General features: G+C 34.5%; 25 protein-coding genes and 1 tRNA gene. 11 read left to right on the top strand and 15 right to left on the bottom strand.

Features of this window, described 5'->3' with window-relative positions; translation table 11 throughout:
• The first annotated feature begins 10 nt into the window (after positions 1–10).
• From H611_RS0108195 to H611_RS0108205, 3 genes are all read left to right on the top strand, one after another.
• Complete coding sequence (locus H611_RS0108195; RefSeq protein ID WP_027137907.1) at positions 11–793, top strand: universal stress protein; 783 nt, start codon at positions 11–13, stop codon at positions 791–793.
• Between the two features lie 23 nt (positions 794–816).
• A complete protein-coding gene (locus H611_RS0108200; protein WP_027137908.1) occupies positions 817–1,446 on the top strand; it encodes a carbonic anhydrase family protein in 630 nt (209 codons plus the stop codon).
• 109 nt (positions 1,447–1,555) lie between these two features.
• Positions 1,556–3,412 carry a SulP family inorganic anion transporter gene (locus H611_RS0108205; protein WP_027137909.1) on the top strand — a complete coding sequence of 619 codons (1,857 nt, stop codon included), beginning with the start codon at positions 1,556–1,558 and terminating at the stop codon, positions 3,410–3,412.
• Positions 3,413–3,456: 44 nt separating this feature from the next.
• Here H611_RS0108205 and fbp read toward each other — a convergent pair whose 3' ends face one another.
• Positions 3,457–4,464, bottom strand: coding sequence for a class 1 fructose-bisphosphatase (gene fbp / locus H611_RS0108210; RefSeq protein WP_027137910.1), 1,008 nt, complete (start codon positions 4,462–4,464; stop codon positions 3,457–3,459).
• Positions 4,465–4,580: 116 nt separating this feature from the next.
• Here fbp and H611_RS0108215 point away from each other — a divergent pair, with 116 nt between their 5' ends.
• Genes H611_RS0108215 through H611_RS0108225 form a run of 3 tightly spaced genes read left to right on the top strand, consistent with a single transcriptional unit; the run spans position 4,581 to position 8,164 of the window.
• Positions 4,581–5,060, top strand: a complete 480-nt coding sequence (locus tag H611_RS0108215) for a GNAT family N-acetyltransferase (protein ID WP_027137911.1) — start codon at positions 4,581–4,583, stop codon at positions 5,058–5,060.
• 1 nt (position 5,061) lies between these two features.
• The gene (locus H611_RS0108220) at positions 5,062–6,312 is read left to right on the top strand and encodes an aspartate kinase (protein ID WP_027137912.1); all 1,251 of its coding nucleotides are present in this window, start codon (positions 5,062–5,064) and stop codon (positions 6,310–6,312) included.
• 22 nt (positions 6,313–6,334) lie between these two features.
• Entirely contained in the window at positions 6,335–8,164 is a 1,830-nt protein-coding gene (locus tag H611_RS0108225; protein ID WP_027137913.1) for a GNAT family N-acyltransferase, read from the top strand.
• Between the two features lie 51 nt (positions 8,165–8,215).
• Here H611_RS0108225 and H611_RS0108230 read toward each other — a convergent pair whose 3' ends face one another.
• Together H611_RS0108230 and H611_RS0108235 are read right to left on the bottom strand one after the other, a co-directional pair.
• Positions 8,216–8,563 (bottom strand): NINE protein, encoded by a 348-nt coding sequence (locus H611_RS0108230; protein ID WP_027137914.1) that lies wholly within the window; start codon positions 8,561–8,563, stop codon positions 8,216–8,218.
• A gap of 63 nt (positions 8,564–8,626) precedes the next feature.
• The gene (locus H611_RS0108235; protein ID WP_027137915.1) at positions 8,627–9,391 is read right to left on the bottom strand and encodes a sulfite exporter TauE/SafE family protein; all 765 of its coding nucleotides are present in this window, start codon (positions 9,389–9,391) and stop codon (positions 8,627–8,629) included.
• Between the two features lie 252 nt (positions 9,392–9,643).
• Here H611_RS0108235 and H611_RS14660 point away from each other — a divergent pair, with 252 nt between their 5' ends.
• Positions 9,644–9,763: a winged helix-turn-helix transcriptional regulator gene (locus H611_RS14660; protein ID WP_262486405.1), complete on the top strand. Its 120-nt coding sequence runs from the start codon at positions 9,644–9,646 to the stop codon at positions 9,761–9,763.
• A gap of 88 nt (positions 9,764–9,851) precedes the next feature.
• Here H611_RS14660 and H611_RS0108240 read toward each other — a convergent pair whose 3' ends face one another.
• The 8 genes from H611_RS0108240 to H611_RS0108280 all read right to left on the bottom strand — a co-directional run bounded on the left by H611_RS0108240 (position 9,852) and on the right by H611_RS0108280 (position 18,593).
• Positions 9,852–10,787: a 2-hydroxyacid dehydrogenase gene (locus tag H611_RS0108240; protein WP_027137916.1), complete on the bottom strand. Its 936-nt coding sequence runs from the start codon at positions 10,785–10,787 to the stop codon at positions 9,852–9,854.
• A 117-nt stretch (positions 10,788–10,904) separates the two neighbouring features.
• Positions 10,905–12,278 (bottom strand): magnesium transporter, encoded by a 1,374-nt coding sequence (gene mgtE / locus H611_RS0108245; protein WP_027137917.1) that lies wholly within the window; start codon positions 12,276–12,278, stop codon positions 10,905–10,907.
• Between the two features lie 3 nt (positions 12,279–12,281).
• Positions 12,282–13,082 carry a 16S rRNA (adenine(1518)-N(6)/adenine(1519)-N(6))-dimethyltransferase RsmA gene (gene rsmA / locus H611_RS0108250; RefSeq protein WP_027137918.1) on the bottom strand — a complete coding sequence of 267 codons (801 nt, stop codon included), beginning with the start codon at positions 13,080–13,082 and terminating at the stop codon, positions 12,282–12,284.
• Between the two features lie 93 nt (positions 13,083–13,175).
• Complete coding sequence (locus H611_RS0108255; RefSeq protein ID WP_027137919.1) at positions 13,176–13,508, bottom strand: DUF4286 family protein; 333 nt, start codon at positions 13,506–13,508, stop codon at positions 13,176–13,178.
• Between the two features lie 2 nt (positions 13,509–13,510).
• On the bottom strand, positions 13,511–14,020 hold the full coding sequence (locus H611_RS0108260) for a GNAT family N-acetyltransferase (RefSeq protein WP_027137920.1): 510 nt from the start codon (positions 14,018–14,020) through the stop codon (positions 13,511–13,513).
• 5 nt (positions 14,021–14,025) lie between these two features.
• Complete coding sequence (locus tag H611_RS0108265) at positions 14,026–15,801, bottom strand: tetratricopeptide repeat protein (protein WP_027137921.1); 1,776 nt, start codon at positions 15,799–15,801, stop codon at positions 14,026–14,028.
• Positions 15,802–16,315: 514 nt separating this feature from the next.
• Positions 16,316–17,587, bottom strand: coding sequence for a serine--tRNA ligase (gene serS / locus H611_RS0108275; protein WP_027137922.1), 1,272 nt, complete (start codon positions 17,585–17,587; stop codon positions 16,316–16,318).
• A gap of 73 nt (positions 17,588–17,660) precedes the next feature.
• Entirely contained in the window at positions 17,661–18,593 is a 933-nt protein-coding gene (locus H611_RS0108280; protein ID WP_027137923.1) for a bifunctional riboflavin kinase/FAD synthetase, read from the bottom strand.
• A gap of 341 nt (positions 18,594–18,934) precedes the next feature.
• On the opposite strand from H611_RS0108280, the gene H611_RS14145 reads away from it, so the two are divergent.
• Positions 18,935–21,628, top strand: a complete 2,694-nt coding sequence (locus H611_RS14145) for a T9SS type A sorting domain-containing protein (RefSeq protein WP_027137924.1) — start codon at positions 18,935–18,937, stop codon at positions 21,626–21,628.
• 30 nt (positions 21,629–21,658) lie between these two features.
• On the opposite strand, the gene pth is transcribed toward H611_RS14145, so the two are convergent.
• The 3 genes from pth to H611_RS0108300 form a co-directional block, all read right to left on the bottom strand.
• Positions 21,659–22,225 carry an aminoacyl-tRNA hydrolase gene (pth, locus tag H611_RS0108290; RefSeq protein ID WP_157515069.1) on the bottom strand — a complete coding sequence of 189 codons (567 nt, stop codon included), beginning with the start codon at positions 22,223–22,225 and terminating at the stop codon, positions 21,659–21,661.
• Positions 22,226–22,365: 140 nt separating this feature from the next.
• Positions 22,366–22,980, bottom strand: coding sequence for a 50S ribosomal protein L25/general stress protein Ctc (locus H611_RS0108295; protein WP_027137926.1), 615 nt, complete (start codon positions 22,978–22,980; stop codon positions 22,366–22,368).
• Positions 22,981–23,004: 24 nt separating this feature from the next.
• Positions 23,005–23,946 carry a ribose-phosphate pyrophosphokinase gene (locus tag H611_RS0108300; protein ID WP_027137927.1) on the bottom strand — a complete coding sequence of 314 codons (942 nt, stop codon included), beginning with the start codon at positions 23,944–23,946 and terminating at the stop codon, positions 23,005–23,007.
• A gap of 145 nt (positions 23,947–24,091) precedes the next feature.
• Here H611_RS0108300 and H611_RS0108305 point away from each other — a divergent pair.
• Positions 24,092–24,173 (top strand) — tRNA-Leu (locus H611_RS0108305).
• 116 nt (positions 24,174–24,289) lie between these two features.
• On the opposite strand, the gene H611_RS0108310 is transcribed toward H611_RS0108305, so the two are convergent.
• Complete coding sequence (locus tag H611_RS0108310) at positions 24,290–24,568, bottom strand: hypothetical protein (protein ID WP_157515070.1); 279 nt, start codon at positions 24,566–24,568, stop codon at positions 24,290–24,292.
• A gap of 130 nt (positions 24,569–24,698) precedes the next feature.
• On the opposite strand from H611_RS0108310, the gene H611_RS0108315 reads away from it, so the two are divergent.
• Positions 24,699–25,556 (top strand): YicC/YloC family endoribonuclease, encoded by an 858-nt coding sequence (locus H611_RS0108315; protein WP_035483682.1) that lies wholly within the window; start codon positions 24,699–24,701, stop codon positions 25,554–25,556.
• 48 nt (positions 25,557–25,604) lie between these two features.
• On the top strand, positions 25,605–26,195 hold the full coding sequence (gene gmk / locus H611_RS0108320) for a guanylate kinase (RefSeq protein WP_027137930.1): 591 nt from the start codon (positions 25,605–25,607) through the stop codon (positions 26,193–26,195).
• Positions 26,196–26,208 lie beyond the last annotated feature (13 nt).

A 26,208-nucleotide genomic window follows, 5' to 3' on the forward strand; every position in this document is an offset into this window, starting at 1 on the left:
ATGTTGCGCTATGAAAAAAAATAAGATACTCGTTATTTCAGATTTAAAAAAATCTACCAAAACTACTTTAAAAAGCGCTATTAGCCTTTCGAAATTAATTGAGGCTGATATTGAATTTTTTCATGTAAAAAAACCAACAGAGGTCGTTGATAGTCATAACCAACTAACCGCAGTTAGAACCATCAATGCAACCTATAGGGAAACAGAAAATAAAATTAAAACAATTACTAGTAACTATGCTGACAAATATGATGTAAACATTCATTATGACCTTATTATTGGCAATGTAAAACATGAATTAGAAGGTTATTTTAAGGCTTCAAAACCAGACATTATCGTTTTAGGCAAAAGACAATCATCTGCTATAAAATTAATTGGTGATGATATTGTTTCCTTCATTCTGAAAACATATAATGGCACCGTATTGATTGCTGGAAAAGAACATACCTTAGAACCAAAGAACATATTATCTTTAGGCATTCTAAATCCAACACCAAACAGTTTCAAAAGCAAAATTTTATCCGAATTAATTAATAAAACTGAAACACCAATTAAAACCTTTAATATAAATAATAGCAAGAATAATTCTATACAAAGCACTGCCAACACTGTAGATTTTGTTTTCGAAAATGGGACTAATGCCGTTAACTCTATTGCTAATTATATTAATAAAAATAAAATTAACATGTTATATATAGATCGCAGCAAGACTAATTCTTTAACCAACAATTTTAAGCAATTTTTAAAAGCGATCGATATTTCAGTATTATTCACAAATAATACACAACTTTAAAAAGATAATTAGTAAAAAACATTATGAAAGCACATACAAAAGAAACACAAGCCACAATGACTCCAGAAAAGTCATTACAATTTCTAAAAGAAGGTAACCAACGATTTCAGCAAAACCTTAAAGCTAATCGTAATTTACTGGAACAAGTAAACGATACTAGTGAGGGACAATTTCCATTTGCAACTATTTTAAGTTGTATCGATTCCCGCGTTTCTGCCGAATTAGTCTTCGATCAAGGCTTGGGCGATATTTTTAGCGTTCGTATTGCTGGAAATTTTGTGAACCAAGATATTCTTGGTAGCATGGAGTTTGCATGTAAATTAGCAGGGACCAAACTCATTGTTGTTTTAGGTCACACGAGTTGTGGTGCTGTAAAAGGAGCTTGTGATGACGCCAAATTAGGTAACTTAACAAGCATGCTGAGTAAAATTAAACCAGCTGTTAAAGCTGTACACGAACCCAGTGATGCCAGTTTAAGAAATTCGAAAAACGTTGAGTTCGTTGACAATGTCGCACACATGAATGTAAAACTTACTATCGACAGAATTCATGCTGAAAGCCCTGTTCTTTCTGAAATGGAAAAAAATGGTGAAATTATGATTGTTGGAGCTATGTATGATATTAATACAGGAGCTGTTAAATTCTTTGAATAGGATTTTAATTACCACTATTAGAAACAATCAAATATATAAACCATTACATTTTTTGTAATGGTTTTTTTTTGCTATTTTTTATGTAATAAAAAACTTAAACATTCTCTGCATGAAAAATATATTTTCTAATCTAAAAGGTGATGCCTTTGGTGGCATTACAGCAGGAATTGTTGCTCTTCCCTTAGCTCTGGCTTTTGGTGTTTCATCAGGGTTAGGGCCGAGTGCAGGTTTATATGGTGCCATTTTTATTAGTTTTTTTGCTGCACTTTTTGGTGGTACAGATACCCAAATTTCGGGTCCAACAGCACCTATGACAGCCGTAAGTATGGTAGTTATCGCTGGTATTATTGCTGTTAATGATGGCGATATATCAAAAGCACTACCAACCATCCTAGCTGTGTTCCTATTAGCGGGACTCATGCAAATCGGTTTAGGACTATTAGGATTAGGGAAATACATAAAATACATTCCGTACCCCGTGGTGTCAGGATTCATGACAGCCATAGGAGTCATTATTCTAATTACGCAACTTTTACCATCTATTGGGTATTACCCCAAGGAGGATTTAGAATTTGTTAATGAATTTAAACCCAAAGCCCAAGAATTAATTCTAGAAAATATTCTTAAAGAAGAGGCCGGAGAAGGCATACTGGTTTTAGAAAACTTTAAAGAAACAGTTAATCGTGCCAATAATATAACCGAAGACGACATATTTAAAGAATCTAAAACTCTTGCAAAAAATGATGCCTCAGGTGTTTTGGGAACCTTAAAAACATTACCAAGAGCTTTGCAATTTATTAATTGGCTCGAGTTTTTCTTAGCGCTTTCAACCATTATTATTATTTATGGATTTAAACGAATCACAAAAAAAATACCTAGCACTTTAGTCGCTCTTGTTATTGTTTCAGGGGTAGCTGTTGTATTTAACTTAAATTATCGTCCTATAGAACAAATTCCTTCGGGACTACCCTCTCTAAATTTAGAGATTTTTTCAAATTTTAATTTAGCCTATCTAACGCCATTTGTCTTTACTTCTCTTACGCTAGCTCTACTAGGTGCTATAGATTCTTTATTAACAAGTATTGTAGCCGATAATATGACCAAAACCAAACACCAACCTAATAAAGAATTAGTAGGCCAAGGTATTGGAAATAGTATAGCGGCTATTTTTGGAGGCATTCCTGGTGCTGGTGCCACCATTAGAACCGTTGTAAACATTAATTCTGGAGGAAAAACAAAACTTTCCGGAATGATAGCGGGCCTAATGCTTTTTGTTATACTATTAGGTCTAGGTCCCGTCGCATCTAGAATACCAGCAGCGGTGCTCTCGGGCATTCTAATTACTGTAGGCATAGGTGTTATGGACTATAAAGGACTTAAAGCCATACCAAGTTTACCAAAAGATCTTAAAATTGGCCCTATTAAATTTAGTTCTGAAGTTATGGTTATGCTAATTGTTCTCTTACTATCGTCCTTCTGGAATCTGGTTTACGCAGTTGGCATCGGTCTAGTTATTGCCTCTTTAATGTTCATGAAAAAAATAGGTGATTTAACTGCCGAACGTTCGGACGTAAAGCCCTTAAAAGAAGAACGATGGAATGACGAAATTAACTTTCCTGAAAAACTTAAAGAAGAGGTATTTATTAAGCATATAAAAGGACCATTATTTTTTGGATCGACTAGTGAATTTCAAAGTTTAGCAAATCAAATCCCTAAAACAGCTTCAAAAGTAATTATTAGAATGGATCGCATGCAATATATAGACCAGTCTGGACTTTATGCTTTAGAGGACGTCCTGCAGGAACTGAATAAAAATAAAATATTAGCTTTATTTGTCGATTTACAGAATCAACCACAATATATGATGGAGCGTATTGATATTATCCCCGATCTAATTCCTAAAGAACATATATTTGAAACTTTCGATGACTGCATTCGCTGGATAAAAACAAATGCTAAAAACTAAAAAAGCGAACTTATAAGTTCGCTTTTTTAGTTTTTAAGTAAATATTACTTTGCAGCACGCATAAATTCTTCGGCTTTTTCCACCATATTTTTACTTCCACAGATAAACGGCACGCGTTCATGTAATTCTGTTGGTTGTATATCCATAATTCTATTAAAACCATCACTAGCTTTACCATTAGCTTGCTCAGCTAAAAACGCCATAGGATTGCATTCATATAGCAAACGCAACTTCCCCTTCGGGTTTTTAGAACTTTGCGGATACATATAAATTCCACCTTTAATCATATTTCTATGAAAATCTGAAACTAAAGACCCTATATAGCGTGATGTATAAGGCCTATCGCCTTCTTCCTCCTGGCAATACTTTATGTAATTCTTTATACCTTGTGGAAAATGAATATAATTCCCTTCATTTACTGAATAGATATTCCCATTTACAGGAAACTGCATATCTGGATGTGATAAATAAAATGATCCGATTGCAGGATTTAAGGTAAACCCATTAACTCCTGCTCCAGTCGTATATACTAACATAGTAGAGGTTCCATATACAATATAACCCGCAGCCACCTGCTGACTTCCTTTTTGTAAAAAATCCTCAACTTGCACTGGTGTCCCAACAGGTGTTACACGTCTATAAATTGAAAAAATGGTCCCTACCGACACATTTACATCTATATTAGAAGAACCATCAAGCGGATCGATTAATACCACATATTTATTTTGATGTTGCTCATCTTGACTATTAATTGTAATAAAATCATCTTCTTCTTCACTAGCAATACCACAAACAATATTTCTTTTTGTTAAGGTTTGAATAAATTTATCGTTGGCATAAACATCTAATTTTTGTTGATCTTCTCCCTGCACATTAACATCTCCCACAGCTCCAATAATATCTACTAATCCTGCCTTATTCACTTCATGATTAACTACTTTTGCTGCGAGCCTAAGCGAATTCAATAAACTTGACAATTCTCCAGACGAATACTTAAATGCGGCCTGGTTTTCAATAATAAATTCCCCTAATGTTTGTTTTTTATGTGACATATTTAAATTAAGATTATAGGGCAAAATAAAGGTATTTTTTCACGAACTACAACGTTTTCGTTGCTCAATAATTAATTATTAAACTTTAAACTATATTTGGGATAATTTTAAAGCATATGAATTTTAACATACGAAAATCTAAAAAATCAGATATGCCGGAGGTGCTCCAACTTATCAAAGAGTTAGCCATTTATGAAAAAGAGCCTGGTGCAGTTGAAATTACAGTAAAAGATTTAGAAACCGATGGTTTTGGAAACACACCCCAATTCCAGTGTTTTGTAGGTGAAATAAATAATAAAATAGAAGGCATTGCACTTGTTTATAATCGCTATTCTACATGGAAAGGTCGCGCCTTGCATTTAGAAGATTTAATTGTGCGCGAAAACATGCGCGGCTCGGGATTAGGCACAGCGTTGTTAAATGAAGTTATTAAATACGGCCATAGCTTAGGTGTAAAACGTATTAACTGGGAAGTTTTAGATTGGAACGAACCGGCTATTAGCTTTTACGAAAACAAGGGTGCCAAGGTGATGCGCGATTGGGATGTGGTGCAATTAAGTGAAGAAGGCATAAAAAACTATATTTCAAAACTCTAAAATGCAGATATTTAAATTTGGTGGTGCTTCAGTTAAGGATGCTAAGGGTGTCATTAATTTAGCTTCAGTATTAAAGAAAACAGGGTATAACAACACTGTTATAGTGGTTTCGGCCATGGGAAAAACAACCAATGCCCTGGAAGTAGTAATTAAAAATTACTTCGAAAATAAAACAGAACTACAAAGTGCCCTTCAAGAGGTTATTAAATATCACAATGAGATTCTGCTCGACCTCTTTGAAGATGAAACGCACTCCATCTATGAGAAGGTCAATTTACTGTTTATTGAGCTTAAACAATTTTTAAAAAGTAATAAATCACCCGATTATAATTTTGTATACGACCAAATTATCGGTTATGGTGAATTAGTTTCAACCACTATAATTAGTGCTTATTTAAATAGCATTAACATCAAAAATAATTGGCTCGATGCAAGAGATATTATTAAAACTGACACTAATTACAGAAGCGCCCATGTAAATTGGGAAACTACACAAAAACTAATTTCAGCAAATTTAAAAACTAACTCACTTAATATTACTCAAGGATTTATAGGGAGTGACCCTAACAATTTCACAACCTCATTAGGGCGTGAAGGAAGTGACTATTCGGCCGCTATTCTAGCCTACGGCCTCAATGCCGATAGTGTAACTATTTGGAAAGATGTTCCCGGAGTACTTAATGCCGATCCGCGTTATTTCGACAACGCTAAACTCCTTAATAAAATAAGCTATCGAGAGGCTATTGAATTAGCATTTTACGGAGCTTCGGTGATTCACCCTAAAACATTGCAGCCATTACAACGTAAGGAAATCCCTTTACTTGTTAAGTCATTTTTAAATCCAGATGCTTCCGGAACAAGAATTGGCAAGAATGAAACGCTTAACCCGATGATGCCATGCTTTATTGTTAAAAAAAATCAGGTATTGATATCGCTATCATCTTTAGACTTCTCGTATATAGTAGAAGAAAACATTAGTGAAATATTTAATTTACTACATTTATACAAGATGAAAGTGGATCTCATTCAAAATTCAGCCATTAGCTTTTCTGTATGCGTTGATAATATTTATAATAATCTTGATGAATTATTACTTCATTTAAAAGCAAAATTTAAAGTAAATTGCACCGAAAATGTATCACTGTACACAATTCGGCATTATACCCAAAATGTCATAGACAAAATTGAAGCAGATAAAACAGTGTTATTAAAACAATTAACTCAGGAAACTATACAAATAGTAAGTAAATAGTTTATTTACTACCTTTATATTCATGACCAAACAACAAAATACCGGCTTAGTGACCGCCAAAGAGGTCGCCAGTGTAATTAACATAAGTAACTATGGTTTTATAGGAACATTTATTGGCTGGTTACTTATGAAAGTTTTGAAAATATCAACCTTAAACAAAATCTATAATCGCAATAAACACCTTAACGAACTCCCTTTTTTAAATGCTATTTTAGATGATTTTAAAATTAAGTTCGAAATCCCTGAGGAAGATTTAAAACGACTACCCAAAGACGGCGCCTACATTACGGTTTCCAACCACCCACTAGGTGGCATTGATGGCATCTTACTTTTAAAATTAATGATTGAACAACGCAAAGATTTTAAAATAATAGCAAATTTTTTATTGCACAGAATTGAGCCATTGAAACCATTTATAATGCCCGTTAATCCTTTTGAAGACAGAAAAGATGTAAAATCTAGTCTTGCCGGGTTCAAAAATTCTATATTACACTTACGAGAAGGGCACCCTCTGGGCATCTTTCCTGCTGGTGAGGTTTCAACCTATAGAGATGGTAAACTGGTAGTCGATAAACCCTGGGAAGAAGCCGCTATAAAACTTATAAAAAAAGCTGAAGTACCAGTAGTTCCTATCTACTTTCATGCTAAAAACAGCAAACTTTTTTATAAGCTTTCAAAAATTAGTGATACGCTACGTACGGCAAAACTACCTTCTGAACTATTAACACAAAAAAGACGTACCATAAAAGTACGCATAGGTAGACCCATTTCGGTTGCCGACCAAAAAGAACATGCTTCGTTAGAAGAATTCTCGGAATTCCTAAGACGAAAAACCTATATGCTCTCTAACGCATTTGAGGAAAAGCCTAAAATTTTAAACAATATATCTACTTCATTAAAAACTCCGAAAGTTCCTAAACGTATTGTTACGCCTATAGCAAAGGATTTAATGGAAAAAGAAGTAAATGCCCTGAGAGATGAAGACGCAAGACTTCTAGTTAGTAAAAACTATGAAGTGTTCTTAGCTCCTGCAGATAAAATACCAAACATTTTACGTGAAATCGGACGCCTACGAGAAATAACTTTTAGAGAAGTGGGTGAAGGCACTAATGAAGCCATAGACTTAGATACTTTCGACACGTACTACCATCATATGTTTTTATGGGACAATGAAAGCAAACTAATTGCCGGCGCATATAGGATGGGATTAGGTTCTAAAATTTTTGAACGCTATGGTATAGACGGTTTCTATCTTCAAGACCTGTTTAGATTTGAACCTGAATTATATAAAATGATGAGCCAGTCCATAGAAATGGGGCGTGCTTTCATTATAAAGGATTATCAGCAAAAACCCATGCCCTTATTTTTACTTTGGAAAGGCATTGTACATATTACATTACGTTACCCCGAACACAAGTTTTTAATTGGAGGGGTTAGTATTAGTAATCAATTTTCAAATTTTTCTAAATCGTTAATGATAGAATTTATGAAATCGCATTACTACGACCCATATATAGCCCAATATGTGCGTCCGAAAAAGGAATTCAAAGTAAAATTAAAAGATGCTGACAAAGATTTTGTTTTCGACGAAACTGAAGCCGATTTAAATAAATTCGATAAAATTATCGATGAAGTCGAACCAGGAGCATTACGCTTGCCAGTACTACTTAAAAAGTATATTAAGCAAAATGCTAAACTCGTGGCATTTAATGTGGATCCATTATTTAATAACGCGGTAGACGGGTTGATGTATATTAAAATAGCCGACTTACCGGAAAGCACTGTGCGTCCCGTAATGGAAGAGTTTCAGCAAGAATTAGAAAAAAAATTTATGAATAACGGTGATAAATAAATTCATAAAAAAATCCCAAAAATACATTTTGGGATTTTTTTTATATTTTAATTAAAACCAAGGCTTCTTACCAACCTGATAGGTATTGTAAAATTCTTCATCAGATTTGGTTAAATATATGATTCCTTCAATTAATCCAATTATACTTGCTATTCCACAAGTTAAAATTGAAGCAATTAAAAGTATAATACCTTCCTTGTTATAACCAAGCACGAATTTATGAATTCCTAATCCTCCAAAAAGGATTCCTAAAACGCCTGCTAATACCTTTTTATTTTCCTGACTGCTAAAGGTCTCTTTAGCACTTTCTGAAAATTCTTTGGCGGTTTCTTTTGCCTCTTCAGCGAATTCTTTCGCTTTGTCTTTAAGGTCGTCGTTTAAATTTTTATCCTCGGACATATTTTTAATTTTTGATTAAAGTTTAAAGTTAATAAAAAATTGAATTCGATATAATTTCTAATACTATCTAAATAACATTATTACGCCTCCTATAGCTGTTACAATTAGAATAAAACGGCGGTAATTTAAATTTGAAATACGTTTTACAATTCGGGCTCCAAAGAAAAATCCAATACACACCGCAGGTATTAATACGGAGTTTAAAACTAAAGTTTCTAAGGTTACCGTTTTCCAAACAAAAAAATGAAATGGAAGCTTAAAGAGGTTGATTATAAAAAACAACCACGCCGCTGTACCAATAAATTCATTCTTGGGTAATCTTGTTGCAAGAAAATAAATATTCGCTATTGGCCCGGCTAAATTTCCTATCATAGTTGAAAACCCAGCAAGAAAGCCCATAATACCAGCAAACCATCTATTTTTAGGCACTATAAGTGATTGTCGTTTTTCGGTATAAAACATTATAAATACCGAACCAATTATAATTATAGCCATAATTTGCTTGAACAGCTGTTCAGAAATATCATTACCTACATAAACACCAACGAGCACCCCAATTACCATGGCCGGCATGAGTTTTTTTATATAATCCCATTGTGCATGTTTATTATAATATATTACGGCAATAATATCGGCACTTATAAGCATTGGCAATAAAACACCAGTCGATGCCTTTTCTCCAAAAACGAAAGCTAATATTAAAATTATTATAATCCCAACACCCTTTATTCCCGCTTTTGAAAGTCCTAAAACAAAGACCGCAAAGGCCACCGCCAACCAATGCCATCCCGACAGATTAAAAGATTGAAGAATATCGAAGTAATTCAATAATTAAAGTTTTGGAAGGTTATTTAACGAAATTACGAAAAAGCCTTACCGATTAGCTCCCAAAGTTCAATTTTATTACCATCATTATCCATAATCCAACCGAATTTTATTATTAATATTCTCAATATTGCTTATTACAGCAATCCCTTATTTTTCTAATTATAAAATACTGTAAAGCAAAAAAGATCGCTAAATGCGACCTTTATAATATTTAAAGTTGATATTAATGTAATTCAGTTATAAATTCCTAAAATCACTGACAGGATGCTTTCTAAAGAACTGCGTGATTTAGAAATGAACCATTTAGTAAAACGAACCGTTCAAGACTCCGTACCAGTAGTTGTGGAATACTCGTTAACCCAAATATGGTAATTCCTTAGATCCCGTAATTAAAGAGCTATAAAATGGGGTGTTCAACATCGTAAACACCTTACCAGTGAGGAAGAAGTCTAATTAATGTTTAACAAAATTTAGCCTTTATTTTATCTACAATAGTTTGAGCCAATTTTTCTTTGCTTTCAGCGGTCCAACCACCAACGTGTGGACTTAAAATAACATTTTTAGCTTCAATTAAATATTGAAATGCCTCTGGCAATTCCGATGAAAATAAGTTTTCGAAAGAGGCCTTTTCGTATTCCAGAACATCTAAGCCAGCCCCCAAAATTGACCCCGATTTTAACGCTGAAACTAAATCGGAAGTCACAACGCTTTTCCCCCGAGCTGTATTGATAAACCAAAACGGCCTTTTAAAGCCCGAAATAAACGTATTATTTATCATCCTCAATGTTAATGGTGTTTGTGGCGTGTGTAAACTTACTACCTCAACCTTTTCCTGAAATTCTTGTAGCGATACCTGTTTGGCATTTTTATCTCCCACGCCTTCTTTAATATCATAGCATAAAACCTCAACATCGAAGCCTCGTAATTTTTTAGCAAAAGCCTTACCCATATTACCGTAACCAATAATACCCACGGTACGACCGTCGAGTTCTATGCCCCGGTTATCTTCACGTAACCACAACCCCTGTCTTACTTCTAAATCAGCCTTATTAAGTTTATTAAAAAGCGATAATAACATTGCCAAGGTGTGCTCGCCTACCGCATTACGATTACCCTCGGGAGCAGCTATAAGCTCTATTCCTTTGGACTCAGCATACTCACAATCTATGTTCTCCAGACCAGCTCCTACACGACCAATAAATTTAAGATGACTTGCGGCATCTAAAAATTGTTTGTCGATTGTGAAGCGGCTACGCAAAACAACACCATCATAGTGCGCCATTTTCGACTCGATTTCGGCTTTTGAAGACGTATAATCTTCATGATTTATGAACCCTAAATCGTTTAGTTGATTTATTAATAATTCGTGATTGGTATCGAGATGAAGTATTTTCATAAATTGAAATTAGAATGCAAAATTACAAAGTTTTGCGTTAGGGATTGAACGATTTGTTTGAGCTATTCGCAGAAAGCGAGTCGTGAAAGCCCGCCCCGCTAGGGTAACGCCCAAATATTAAAATCCCAAAATGAATTTTGCTATTAAAAAGTAAATAAAAATACCAAAAACGTCGTTGCTTGTGGTAATAAATGGTCCGGTAGCTACCGCGGCATCAATCCCTCTTTTATCTAAAAAAATTGGAATAAAAGTACCTATAAGAGCCGCCATAATAATAACGGTTATAAGTGCTACGCAAATGGTTAAAGATTCTAAATAACTGGTCTGAAAAGCAAAATGACTTATTAACAATACAATGGAAGCAATGGCTAGCCCATTAACCAAACCTAAAGCAAATTCTTTTAAAAGGCGACTAATAATACGACCATCAATAGTATCGTTTGCCAAACCTTGCACCACAATGGCTGAAGATTGAACCCCAACGTTTCCAGCAGTTGCCTGAATAAGCGGAATAAACATTAATAAGGCAGGAAAATTTATCATAGCATCGCTAAAACCATTAATGATACTTGCAGCTCCAATACCTCCGAACATACCAATTAAAAGCCATGGTAAACGTGCTTTAGTAAGTTTCCAAATACTATCATCTGCCTCGACATCTTGCGAAATACCCGCGGCTAACTGATAATCCCTTTCGGCTTCTTCTTTCATAACATCGACAATATCATCGATGGTAATTCTACCGAGTAGCTTCTGTTCATCGTCTACTACAGGAATAGCTTCTAAATCATATTTCTGCATGACACGAGCTACATCCTCAGCTTCGTCATGAACATTAACCCAATCGACGCTCGAAATAAATATATCAGCAATTTTTTGCTCGTTTTTTGCCACGATAAGATCTTTTAAAGACAATCGTCCAACCAACTTATCTTTTTTATCGACTACATACACTGAGTGAACACGCGTTACCTCTTTTGCTTGCCCGCGAATTCGACGCAAACAACCCGCAACCGTCCAGGTATCATAAACTTTTACCAACTCCTTAGCCATAAGGCCTCCCGCAGAATTTTCGTCGTATTTAAGAAGTTCTGTAATCTCAGCCTTGTGCTCTTCATCCTCAATTTGTGAGATAACCTCTTGACGACGGTCTTCAGGTAATTCTGAAATAATATCGGCAGCATCATCGGTATCCAGTTCACCAATTTCATCAGCGATTTCCTTTGTTGACAGATTTCTTAAGACTTTCTCCCGATTATCCTCATCGAGTTCCATCAGGATATCGGCCGTGGTTTCGGAATCTAAAAGTTTAATAACATAGACAGCCTCTTCAAGTTCGAGTTCGTCAAGAATTTCAGCTATATCGGCATAGTGAAATTCACTGAGAAACTTTTGAAGTTCCTTATCCCGATTTAGACGAATAAGACTCTCAACCTGATTTATTAAATCTTCGGTTAACTCAAATTGTATGTTATCTATTTCTTCAGACAAATTTTAATTTTTTTGGTCTTTCTCTATTAATTGTGTAAGATGAATAAACTCCTGAACAGTTAATTGTTCCGGGCGTTTCCCAAATATACTATCTTCCCTTAAACTATCACTTAAATTCAAGGTTTTTAAACTGTTACGAATGGTTTTTCTTCGCTGCTGAAATGCCATTTTTACTACTTTAAAAAATAAAGCTTCATCGCATGGCAAGCTGTAATCTGCTTTTCTAGTTAATCGTAATACACCCGAATCTACCTTTGGCGGGGGGTTAAATACATTTGGCGGTACGGTAAATAAATATTCGGCTTCGTAAAAGGCCTGTGTTAATACCGATAATATCCCATAAACTTTACTACCTTCTTTTGAACAAATACGCTGAGCCACTTCTTTTTGAAACATTCCTGAAAATTCTGGAATTTGATCCCGCATATTCAAGGCTTTAAAAACAATTTGCGAAGAAATATTATATGGATAATTACCAATAATAGCTAAAGGCTCGTGGTGAAACACCTCATTTAAATCGTACTTTAGAAAGTCACGCTCGATAATTCGAGGTGCCAGATTTAAGTAATTTGCCTGAAGATACTCTACCGATTCGGTATCAATTTCTATAACATAGGTCGTTATATCCTTTTTAAGCAAATATTTAGTGAGCACTCCCATTCCAGGACCAATTTCTAGAACATTTTTGTACCCGTTTAAACTAAGGGTATCTGCAATGCGTTTTGCTACCGATTCGTCATTTAAAAAATGCTGCCCCAGATGCTTTTTCGCTTTTACCTGATGTTGATTTGAGTTATTTGCCACGTTTAAGGATATTAGCTTAAAATGCCGTTAATTGCGAATATATAAAATATTACGGCCAATTGGCTTTAAGGGTTATTAATAAAATAGCCAGGATTATTCTGGCTTATTAAAACTTACAGAATACTCATCGATAATTTGAAGCTCGGTTCTAAAAGAGAGTACTTTATCTGCAAATCGTTTTAAACCTTCATTTCTTAATCGATCGGCATCTTCTTTATAATAGGCGTCTAAGGATTCGCGTGAATTGGTTTTGTATTGCACCGAATAGGTAACACCTCCCATTTCTTCTTCTACCAAAACTCTTGTAAGTGTAGCCTTTTCGAACTTTCCTGTTGATAATACTTGTGGGATATGTTCTTTAATCCACTCTAACCATTCTTCATGAATAGACTCATCTATGTTTAGAGTAACGTTATATATGTACATAATTATAATATTTTTGCAAATAACAAGAGTTCTTCGTCATCTTCAAAAGGTTTAACTCTTTTTTCATACTCCAAACCCAGTTTTTCAAGCAATTTAATGGATTTTGCATTTATTGGGAGGGTAATAGCAACAAGTCTGTTTATATTAAATTCCTTCTTAGCTAACTCAATTACTGCTTGTGACGACTCATAACCAAAGCCTTTCCCCTCATATTCTGGCAACATAGCAAACCCAATATCGACATCTTCTAGCACTTCACGTTTTACTAAACCGCAAGTTCCAATAGCTATATTATCCGCCGACTTTAAAAGTAATTTATAAAAGCCAAAGCCTTTATCCTCATAACTTTTAATAGGCCCATCTAAAAGATATTGCTTAGCATCTTCTAAAGAATATACCTGTCGATCTCCAATATATTTTAACCAATTTGGTGTATTTACAAGTTTCAAAAAAAAAGCGGCATCGTCTGGAGTTAACTTTTCTAAAATGAGTCGTTCGGTTTCTGCTACCATATCTGCTAATTTATTGAATCACCACGCAGAGCCCGATAGCGTTTTCTGGCTTCAACAAAGAAAATACTATCCGCATAACTAAATATAATTTGCTCGTATAAAGGTTTAGCCAAGTCCGGTTGATCTAATTCCCGCTCATAAATTTCAGCTAAAAAAAAGTAAGCATCATCAGCCAAAATGCCATCAGGATAGTTTTCTATAATGGCCTCATAATTTGTTACAGCTTTATTGAACTCCGATTTTTCTACAAACAATTTAGCCTGCTTAAATAAGGCCTGAGGTATTATTAGTTCGGTTTTATGATAGTCTATAATAGTATCGAGTAATCTTAAAGCCTCTTCCTTTTTATTCTGAAATTCTAACAAATCGGCCTTCGCATAAAGTTTCAATGCCGTTTGAAGTGAATCGCCATATTTATTATCGGTAATCAGTAATTTTAAATCCAAAGCATCGTTAGCGATCAACTGAGAAGTAGACGATTTTAATATTTTTAACTGAGATTCCGCCCATTTAAAATCCCCTTTATAATAACTTGCTCTTGCAACTTTAAACCGGGCCTCCTGAGAAATGGTACTGTTTTTCAGATTCCTTTGAATCTGTGTATAATAAATAAGTGCCTGACTAAACCGTTCCTGTAACACTAAAATATCTCCCAGTTCTAATTTTACTTCTGCTTTTTGCAAAGACGATAACGATAAATTAAGTGTGTCTTCTAAAAATGATGTTGCCTTCTTAGAATCGTTTCTGTAAAAAGCCAAAAAATGAGCATAGGCAATTTGAAGTTTAAGGGTTTGAGGATTCTTACCAAACTCTACAAACAAATTCTGATACTTACTATCAATAACTTCATATGCATCTTTAGAACTATTTTTTGTTTCTATATCTAATAAGTAAAAATGGGCATGTAACAATACATCAAGTTCTTGCGAGGTTTCAATTAGGAATTGAAAAATAGACTTCGCCATATCGTCTTCTCCTTCATTTAAAGCTATTAATGCCAGTTCCTCAATTCTATTTAAACTCTCCGGCTGTCTTCTATAAATAGCCTTTTCTTGAATAAATGCCTTATTAAAATCTTTTTGCTGAATAAACAACCAACTCAACAATTCATTCCATAATAACTTGGGCTCAACTTGTAATTTCTTGAGTAATATTTTCTTTAATAGCTGGTTGTTCACGTTGTCGCCATTTTCACTTATAAATTCATTAATAGAACGTTTTATTGTGGATAATGCAATAGGATTTAACTCGGCAAACTCAACATAACGTGTAAACATTTTTTCGATATTACCTTGTTCTCCAAACAACTTAGCTAATTGAAGGTTAAAATTATAATCGGGGTTTAACAGCATAGCCTTCTCATAGGCCACAATGGTTTCATCTAATAACGAATGATTTTGAAACGTTTTAGCCACCGAGAAGACATTGCTTGGTTTATCATCAATGCTTTTTAATGCCTGCTGATAGTAAGTATTTGCCTGTTCCGAATTATTTTTAAGCTGGTAATTATAGCCTAATTCTACCATAAAAGCAGGATAATTTATTCTTGCCATCAAGTTCAACAAAAATTCTTCAGCTTCATCATACTGCTCTAACTGCTGATACGTGGCAATAACCTGATAGATATAGTTTATGTTGGAGGGCGACTGGGCGTACAACCGTTTATACTCATACAACGCCTTCTCGAAATCACCATTTTTAAAATACTCTGTTGCCAGCGCCTCATTTTGCGCATAAACCGACACCCCAATCAACATTAATAGAATAAAGACTAATCTCATAATGTAAATATAATAAATGCTCTGAGGAGATATTGCAATGACAGTATAAAAAAGCCCGAAAAAATTCGGGCCTTAACCAACCAAAAATAAATGTTTCATTATTAACCGCTAAAATTAAAAACGATGTAATATTTGATTGGGGACAATCTTAAACACCCACAACTGTGCGAGTTTTAAAATTTCAATAAAACTTTACAACTTAAAAACTAAAGGAGTTCATTAATCATTACTCACAACGGCAATCGTATTGTTTTCAGATTTAAAAAATTCAAAGTCTGAAAATAACACTTTACTTGCGAAAAAAATTAATGTAACCAAAATTACAAGGCGCTTAATATTTTTCATGGTTAGCAGGTTAAATAGATTTGGTACCTCTAACTTCCTGAAATAAAATTAATTTTCAAAAGAAACTGACAGAAAATCGTTAAAAAACGTATTTTACCAACACTTTATCGATTAAAAAACAAAAACCATACAACATCTGTAGGTTTTTACATATATATTTAAAAATGTTTTAATCTATAATTTTGAATCCAGTATAAGGCTGAAGAACTTCTGGGATTACGATTCCATCTTTAGTTTGATAATTCTCCAGAATACCCGCTAGTACTCTTGGCAATGCCAACGAACTACCATTTAACGTATGCGCCAACTCATTTTTACCTTCATTATTTTTAAAACGCAACTTTAATCGATTTGCCTGGAAGGTTTCAAAATTAGACACTGAAGAAATTTCTAACCATCGATCCTGTGCCGTTGAAAATACTTCGAAATCGTAAGTTAGAGCCGAAGTAAAACCTAAATCGCCACCACATAGCCTTAATATTCTATAAGGTAATTTTAGTTCTTGAAGTATCGATTTTACGTGCTCAACCATACCATCCAAAGCGTCATAAGATTTACTCGGATGCTCAACACGTAAAATTTCAACTTTGTCAAACTGGTGTAACCTATTTAAACCACGTACATGAGCACCATAACTTCCAGCTTCCCTACGGAAACATGGCGTATAACCTGTAATACCAATAGGCAAATCAGTTTCGTTTAAAACAACATCTCTAAAGATATTTGTTCCCGGAACCTCAGCCGTTGGTATTAAATATAAATTATCGGCCGTAACATGGTACATCTGACCTTCTTTATCTGGCAACTGTCCCGTACCGAAGCCTGAGGCTTCATTAACTAGATGTGGCAACTGATATTCCTTATATCCAGCCTCCGTATTTTTATCCAAAAAATAAGCAATTAAAGCTCGCTGTAAACGCGCTCCCTTACCTTTGTAAACCGGAAAACCAGCACCAGTAATTTTATTACCCAATTCGAAATCAATGATATCATATTTCTTCGCTAATTCCCAATGTGGTAGGGCATCGCTATCCAACTCAGGAATATCTCCTTCACGATAAACCTCTTCGTTATCGGCATCTGTGCCACCTTTTGGAACGATGTCATTTGGCACATTAGGCACCTTGTAAAGCAATTCATTAAGTTCGTTTGCTTTATTATTTAAGGCTTCTGTAAGCTCTTTTGAAGATTCTTTAAGCTCACTGGTCCTTGCTTTAAGTTCATTCGCTTTTTGAACCTCACCAGATTTAAACAAATTACCGATTTCTTTGGATAGAGTATTGGATTCAGCTAAAGTGTTATCTAATTCTGCCTGAATTCGACGTCTGTCTTCATCAAAAGCAATAATATTATTTATCATTTCGGCAGCATCAATATTTCGTTTTGCTAACCTTTCAATAACCAAATCTTTATTTTCTCTAATAAAAGGGACCTGTAACATGTCTTTAAAATTTAAGGGACAAATTTAATGAATTACACCAATACTTAAGCTGCTTTTAAGCCTAAAATCTTAGTTATTTCTTATGTGATTCTATAAACTTCATCGAGGCTTCTTTATCTTTTTGAAGTTGTTTTTTTAAAGCATCGACCGACTCAAATTTTTGCTCATCCCGAATACGATGTAACAATTCTATTTGAATACGTTGATCGTAAAGATTCTCATTAAAATTAAAAAAATGTACCTCAATACTTTCACGATTTCCCGCTACCGTTGGGTTGGTTCCAATATTCATCATACCATAAACCAAATCATCATTTATATAGGCCCTAACAACATATGAGCCATGTTTTGGTACAAGTTTATAATCATCTTCAATTTTAATATTGGCCGTTGGATAATCTAATTGCCTACCCAATGCCTTACCTTTAATAACCTTACCAGAAAGACAGAAGTTATACCCTAAGTAAGCGTTAGCCTTATCTATATCACCATCGCTTAAAGCCGCTCGAATTTTAGTTGAACTAACAGCCACATCATCAATATCCTGAGCGGAAATCTCCTCAACATCAAAGCCATAGGTTTCTCCATAAGCTTTTAAATCATTAATATCAGCATTTCGATTTCGGCCAAATCTGTGATCATAACCGATGATTACTTTTTTTGCTTTTAACGTCTCCACCAAAATTTGTTTTACAAAATCTTCGGCCGAAAGCCTTGAAAATTCTTGAGTAAACTCTTTTACCACCAAACAATCCAATCCGGAATCTTCTAAAATTTTACGTCGCTCGCTTATCGTATTAATAAGTTTTATACCCGAATCTTTTTGCAAAACCATGCGCGGATGGGGGAAAAAAGTTAAAATTACTGACTTTAACCCAGATTGTTTTGCGGTATTAATTAAGCGTTTAATTATTTTTTGATGACCTATATGAACACCATCGAAAGTTCCTATAGTAACTACAGTACCTACTATTGATTCGTTGTTAAACGTATGGCAAATTTTCAAGCTAAAAAGTTTTGCGTAAAATTAATTATAAAAGCTGTAACCGCAAAGATAGATACCAATTAACCAAGTTAAATACTAGGTGAATATCCGTAATAAAATATGATTTCAAAATGCAGATTGATTATTAAATTCACACACCATTTGAAATAATTAGGCGAACATCATTAAAATCAAAATTCTCCTACACCTGGTAGCATCTATCTAAAAATAATATCATTTTTTTGTAATTGATAATTTTAGAAGCTATTTTTATTAAATTATTGCATTACCAAAAACAAACCAAGTTGCTATAAATGAAATTGATCACCCCCCTTCACACTGCATTTTTTTTCATATTTACGATGTCAATTTTCATTGCTTCGGCACAAAGCAACAATCCGCTTTGGATCAAAATATCGAAATCATCTGCGATGCAGGGAAAAGCCGCAACTGGGAAACATAAAATAATTGAAGAATCCAATTACTACGAATTAAACACTGAAAACATGCGTAGTATTCTAGCAAATGCAGCCAACCTCAAAAACCCATCAACCTCAAACATAATAATAAGTGTTCCAAATACTCAAGACGACTTCGAGCCTTTTAGAATAGTTGAATCGTCAATTTTAGAACCTACTTTTCAAGCAAGCTTTCCAAATATTCGAACTTATGAGGGTGAAAGTATTAAAAATCCAGGAACGAAGATTCGACTTAGCATGACTCCTAAGGGTTTACATTCTATGATCATGTATGCTAACAAAAGTACTGAATTTATTGACCCTGTTTCTTACGGCGGAAAAAACTACGTGGTTTATAAAAAAACTGATTTAAAAAATTTCACAAAAGATTTTACCTGTCATTTTATTGATAATCCATCTGCTTCTAAAAATCAATTATCAAATAAATCATCTAGCGCAATGAATGCCAACGACGGCATTCTACGCTCTTACGATTTAGCTTTGGCATGCACTCAAGAATATGCTAACTACCACATAAATGCCAATGGATATAATGGCGGAAATATAGATATAAAAAAAGACATTGTTATTGCTGCTATGGCTGTAACGATGAATCGTGTTAATGGAATTTTTAAAAGAGATTTGTCGATTGAAATAATTATGATTAACAACCGCGACATAATTTTTCTTTCAGAACCAGATGGTTATGATAATACTGCTTCAAACGCCATGCTAGACCAAAACCAATCTATTATTGACACTGCCATTGGCTCTGCAAATTACGATATTGGACATTTATTTAGCACCAGTTTTGGAGGCATCGCTATGCTAAATTCACCATGTAACAACAACAATAAAGCTAAAGGAATCACGGGCTTAGAAAATCCCGTAGGTGATGTATTCGATGTAGAATTTGTTGCCCACGAAATGGGGCACCAATTTGGGGCGCCACATACCTGGAGTGCTGATAGCGGCAGTTGTGATCCAGCCTCCGAATGGTCTGCTTCAAATGCTTATGAGCCTGGAAGCGGAAGTACTATTATGAGTTATGCAGGATTATGCACTCCAGAAAATGTTCAAACAAATGGCGATGATTATTTTCATCAAAAGAGCATCCAGATGATATGGACTAATATTACAGGAGGAACAAGTAGTGTATGCGACACCGAAACAGCTACAGGAAATACAGCACCAACAGCTAATGCGGGCAACAACTACAGCATTCCTGTTTCCACGCCTTATAAATTAACAGGTTCTTCTATGGATGCTGATGGTACCGGCTCTCATACTTATACCTGGGAACAGTTTGATTTAGCTCCAAGCCAAGGCAGTATTTCAGAAAGCAACACCTCAGGTCCTTTAGTGAGATCGTACCCGCCAAGCTCCAGTCCCGTAAGATATATTCCAAATCTAGAGGATTTGGCTACCTCAAACGGATCGACTACCTGGGAAAAATTAGCTTCAGTTAATCGAAGTATGAATTTTCAATTTACGGTTAGAGATAATGATTCCAGAGGCGGACAAACTGATGCCGACGGTATGGTAATTTCAATCGTAAATTCCAACGGCCCTTTTCAAGTGACTTCTCAAAACGATGCCACATTAAGTTACCCGAAAGGCAGCACGCAAACCATAACTTGGGATGTTGCCAATACAGATTTAAATCCTATTAATACATCACAAGTAAATATAAGATTATCAACCGATGGCGGATTAACCTACCCAACCCTTTTAACTACAACTGCCAACGATGGTAGTGCCGATGTCACCTTTCCTGCTAATATTGCTGCTCCTTATTGCAGAATTATGGTTGAAGCGGACCCTTCGGAAAATATTTTCTTTGCTATAAATAAAGAAAATTTTGCTCTTGGATATACTATATCAACCACTTGTACAGTTTATGAGGGTGGCAGTAATTTACCACTCCCTATTACTGATAACAGTACCGAATTTAGCACGAGTACCATAGCTGTATCTGAATCTACTACTATAAGCGATATAAATGTTTCTGTCGATATTAATCATACCTATAAAGGTGATTTACAAATTACTTTGTTAAGTCCACAGAACTCTCAAACCAATTTATTAACAGCAGGGTATTGTGGGGCCGGTAGTTTAAATATCACTTTTGATGACGATGCCAATACTTTAGATTGTAATAATTCTGAAAATAACGAAACCTACAAACCGGTAAACCCTCTTAGTATTTTCAATGGCGAAAATCCTTCCGGAAATTGGACTCTTGGTATTGTAGACTTAGCGGCAGAAGACACTGGAACCCTTGAATCTTGGTCCATAAAATTATGTACGACAACCATTTCACTATCAAACACTACTTTTGAGAATACTCAAAAAGATTTAAAAGTATTTCCTAACCCTAATCATGGGGAGTTTACAGTTACTTTTAAAAACAGTAAAGCCAGTAATGTTAATTTAGAAATTTTTGATTTAAGAGGACGCTTAATATATATAGAGCAATATACAGACGTCATTGATTTTAATGAATCCATAAACCTTAATCATTTACAATCCGGAATGTATATTTTAAATATTAGTGATGGACCAAGAAATTCGACTAAAAAAATAATTATAGAATAATAAAAAAGGAGGACCTAAAACCCTCCTCATTTATTTTCCATTAAAAGCATTCATAGTTGTTGCCATACCGGCCAACCCAAATGATTTAATCACTTCTATAGACTTATCTAATCGTGCTCCTAGTTTGCCAGATTCCTCTTCGGTCCAGTCTCCCAAAACATAATCCACTTGGCGCCCTTTGGAAAAAGCATCGCTAATTCCAAATCTAAACCGATTATATTTTGTGGTATTTAGTTTTTCCTGAATATCCTTCAGTCCGTTGTGTCCACCATCACTTCCTTTGCCTTTTAAGCGAATACTACCAAATGGCAAATTTAAATCGTCGGTAATAACCAGTAAGTTTTCTAAAGGAATCTTTTCTTTAGTTAACCAATATAACACGGCCTTTCCACTTAAGTTCATATAAGTGCTTGGCTTTATAAAAATAAAAGTTCGTCCCTTTAACTTGTATTCGGCTCTATCTCCCAGCTTCTGAGTTTCAAATATAAAATCTTCTTTAGCGGCAAATTCATCTAATACTTTAAACCCGATATTATGTCGTGTATTGGCATATTTTTCACCAATATTACCTAGCCCCACAATTAAATACTTCTTCATATTTTGAAGCGTTTCTTTTTCTTTCTTACTAAATAAATTAATTAAACACCGAAACATACAATACTGTGTATTCGGTAAAAATAAAAAAGCATTCTGAATAATACAGAATGCTTTTATTATTATCCTATGAAAGGATTTATTTATTCTTGAGCTGCTACTTCTGCAGTTGCTTCTACTTCATCTTCATCTTCATCATCAACATCTACTGAAGTTCTAGAACGTCTTACCTGACATACAACCGTGTTATCTGGGTGCATGAATTTGTAAGCATCATTTTCTAAAGTAGTGATGTATAATTTACCACCAATTTTTAATGGTGTAATATCAGCCTCGATAAAGTCAGGTAGGTTAGCTGGTAAAGCTTTTACTCTTAAGCTACGTTTGTTCTTACGTAAAACACCACCATTTTTAACACCACGAGAGTTACCTACTAATACTACTGGAATTTCCATAGTAATTTCTTTATCTTCGAATAACTGATAGAAATCTACGTGTAAGATTTTATCTGTTACTGGGTGAAATTGGATATCCTGTAAGATAGCATTAAATGTAGTACCATCTTCTAAAGCAATCACAACTGTATGCGCATTAGGCGTGTATACAAGTTTTGAGAAAGCGATTTCGTCTGCTGAGAAATGAACTGGCTTATCTCCTCCGTATAATACGCAAGGAACCTGACCAGCATTACGTAAGGCTTTTGTTGCTTTTTTGCCCACGCTTTCTCTTTGAGATCCGTTGATTGTAATTGATTTCATTTTCTATTTATATTAATTATTAAATTACATTACAAAATTAGAACTGATAGATTTGTTGTTATGCACTTTCTCCATAACCCCAGCAAATAAATCTGCACAACTTAACACTCTAATCTTGTCGCTTAAAGGCTTCACAGGAATAGAGTCTGTTACTATAAGTTCTTCTAATTTAGAATTTTCTAAACGCTCGTATGCGTTACCAGATAATAAGGGGTGTGTACAAATGGCACGCACACTAAGTGCTCCACGCTCCATCATTAAATCGGCTGCTTTTGTTAAAGTACCCGCTGTATCGACCATATCATCAACCAACACCACATTTTTACCTTTTACATCGCCAATAAGTTCCATATGTGAAATAACATTGGCTTTAGCTCGTTGCTTATAACAAATTACCACATCACTATGTAAGGCTTTCGCATAAGCATAAGCTCTTTTAGACCCCCCCATATCTGGCGAGGCAACTGTTAGGTTATCTAAATTAAGACTACGTAAATACGGTAAAAAGATTGTTGAAGCAAACAAGTGATCTACAGGTTTCTCGAAGAATCCTTGAATCTGATCGGCATGTAAGTCCATAGTAATAATTCGAGTGGCTCCTGCAGCTTCTAACATTTTAGCTACAAGCTTAGCTGCTATTGGCACTCTCGGTTTATCTTTTCGGTCTTGTCTCGCCCATCCAAAATAAGGCAACACAGCTGTAATATGTCTTGCTGATGCACGTTTTGCAGCATCAATCATTAACAGCATTTCCATTAAGTTTTCAGAACTCGGATTTGTAGATCCGATAATAAAAATACGAGTACCTCTAATAGACTCTTCATAAGATGGTTGAAATTCACCATCACTATAAGTTGAAGTAATTACATTTCCTAATTCAGTTCCAAAAGCCTTCGCAATTTTCTCACCAAGTACTTTACTTTGTGTACATGCAAAAATTTTGGCTTCGGTTATAACTATTGGCATACTTAACGTGTTGTTTTATAGTGCACAAGCACCCTTATTTTTTAAACGAGTGCAAATTTAGGCATTTATTTTAACCTAAAAAGAATATTGCTAGGTATTTTTATTCATAATCTAGAAAAAATATATATTTTTGTGCCGCACTAATGCTCAAGTGGCGGAATTGGTAGACGCGCTGGATTCAAAATCCAGTTTCTTCGGAAGTGTGGGTTCGATTCCCACCTTGAGTACGAAAAACCCCATGTTAATTACATAATTAACATGGGGTTTATTTTTTTAGCAATAACAATTCATTATTCTCTTCACATGGTTTTTACTCGTAATTAGCACAAAAATGTCCATCTAATTATAAGGCTCCATTAAAACATCCTACTCTCACTTTAATAATATTTCCTTCTGAATCCACAGCATCAAAACAAAACACACCACTTACAATAACTTTTTCTAAATACAAATATATACTAGTTAACTCCCCAATTATAATACTTGTTGTTTGATAAGTTGTTTCATCATAATCATTGCTTCGTGTTATATATTCTCTGTTTTTTTTTGAATTTTCACCTAACTCTTTTAATTGATAGCTCTGTTCCATCCGGATTTCTTCATCATGGGATACCAAACACATATTTTCTTAAATTATTTCTTTGTAACAATTAATTAACACATTCCAAATAGGTAACCACAAACTATTTACTCACTGTTTTTCTATACTTTATGTTTTAATATTACCTTTGTAAACTTTAAAACACGCGTTTATGATATATTCAATGACAGGTTATGGAAAATCTGTATTGCAATTACCTACTAAAAAAGTAACGATAGAGTTAAAATCTCTTAACAGCAAAAACTTAGATTTAAATGCCCGAATGCCTTCTATTTATAGAGAAAAGGAATTATCGATTAGAAAATTACTAGCCGATAAATTGGTGCGTGGCAAGGTAGATTTTTCAATTTATGTAGAGGCCACTGCTGAAGATACTTCTACACAAATTAATACCCCGGTTGTAAAACAATATATCGAACAATTACGAAAAGTAGTCGATGGCAATGATATTGAATTATTAAAAATGGCCGTACGTTTTCCAGATGCCTTAAATACGGTACGCGAAGAAATTGACGAAAATGAATGGCAACTTATCAATAATGAAATTCATAAAGCAGTCGATGATTTAAACAACCACCGATTAGACGAAGGTAGAGTACTGGAAAAAGATTTTCATGAGCGCGTTAAAATCATAGATGCTTTACTAGACCAAGTTATTGCTATGGACCCTGAACGTGTTCAAGGTGTTCGTGAACGTTTGCTTAAAGGTGTTGAAGAACTAAAGGAAAAATACGACGAAAACAGATTCGAACAGGAACTTGTGTATTACATTGAAAAATTTGATATCACCGAAGAAAAAGTCCGTTTAAAGAACCATTTAAACTACTTTTTGGAATCTATAAATTCTGAAGATTCTAATGGTAAAAAACTAGGCTTTATAAGTCAGGAAATGGGCCGAGAAATAAATACCATTGGCTCAAAGAGCAACTATGCACCTATGCAGCAATTAGTGGTTCAGATGAAAGATGAGCTTGAAAAAATTAAGGAACAGCTATTAAACGTTTTATAAAAAAAGTACATATCACACAGCGAAATCTGAGTGCTTAAAGTAAAAAAATTGACAAAAGAAAATAACAAGAAACAAGGTAAACTAATTGTATTTTCGGCTCCTTCTGGGTCTGGGAAAACAACCATTGTTAGACATTTATTAGGTTACGACGATTTAAATTTAGAATTTTCCATATCGGCAACATCACGCGAAAAACGAGGCACCGAAGAACATGGTAAAGACTACTACTTCTTATCGCTAAAAGAATTTAAAAACCATATTAAAAACGACGATTTCTTAGAGTGGGAAGAAGTATACCGTGATAATTTCTATGGTACCTTAAAATCTGAAGTCGAACGCATTTGGGCTTTAGGCAAACATGTTATATTCGATATAGATGTATCTGGAGGGTTACGCATAAAACGTAAATTTCCAGAGCAAACTTTAGCTATTTTCGTAAAACCACCAAGTATCGACGAGCTTAAAATCCGACTTAAAAAGCGTAAAACTGAAACCGAAGACAAAATCAATATGCGCGTTGCTAAGGCTTCTGCCGAACTCGCAACAGCCCCTTTATTTGATGTTATCGTGGTAAACGACAACCTTGAAAAAGCCTTAAAAGAAACACATGATCTGGTAAAGGATTTTGTAAATTCATAAAGCGATTAAACCC

This window comes from Gaetbulibacter saemankumensis DSM 17032 (assembly GCF_000425645.1).
Lineage (GTDB): Bacteria > Bacteroidota > Bacteroidia > Flavobacteriales > Flavobacteriaceae > Gaetbulibacter > Gaetbulibacter saemankumensis.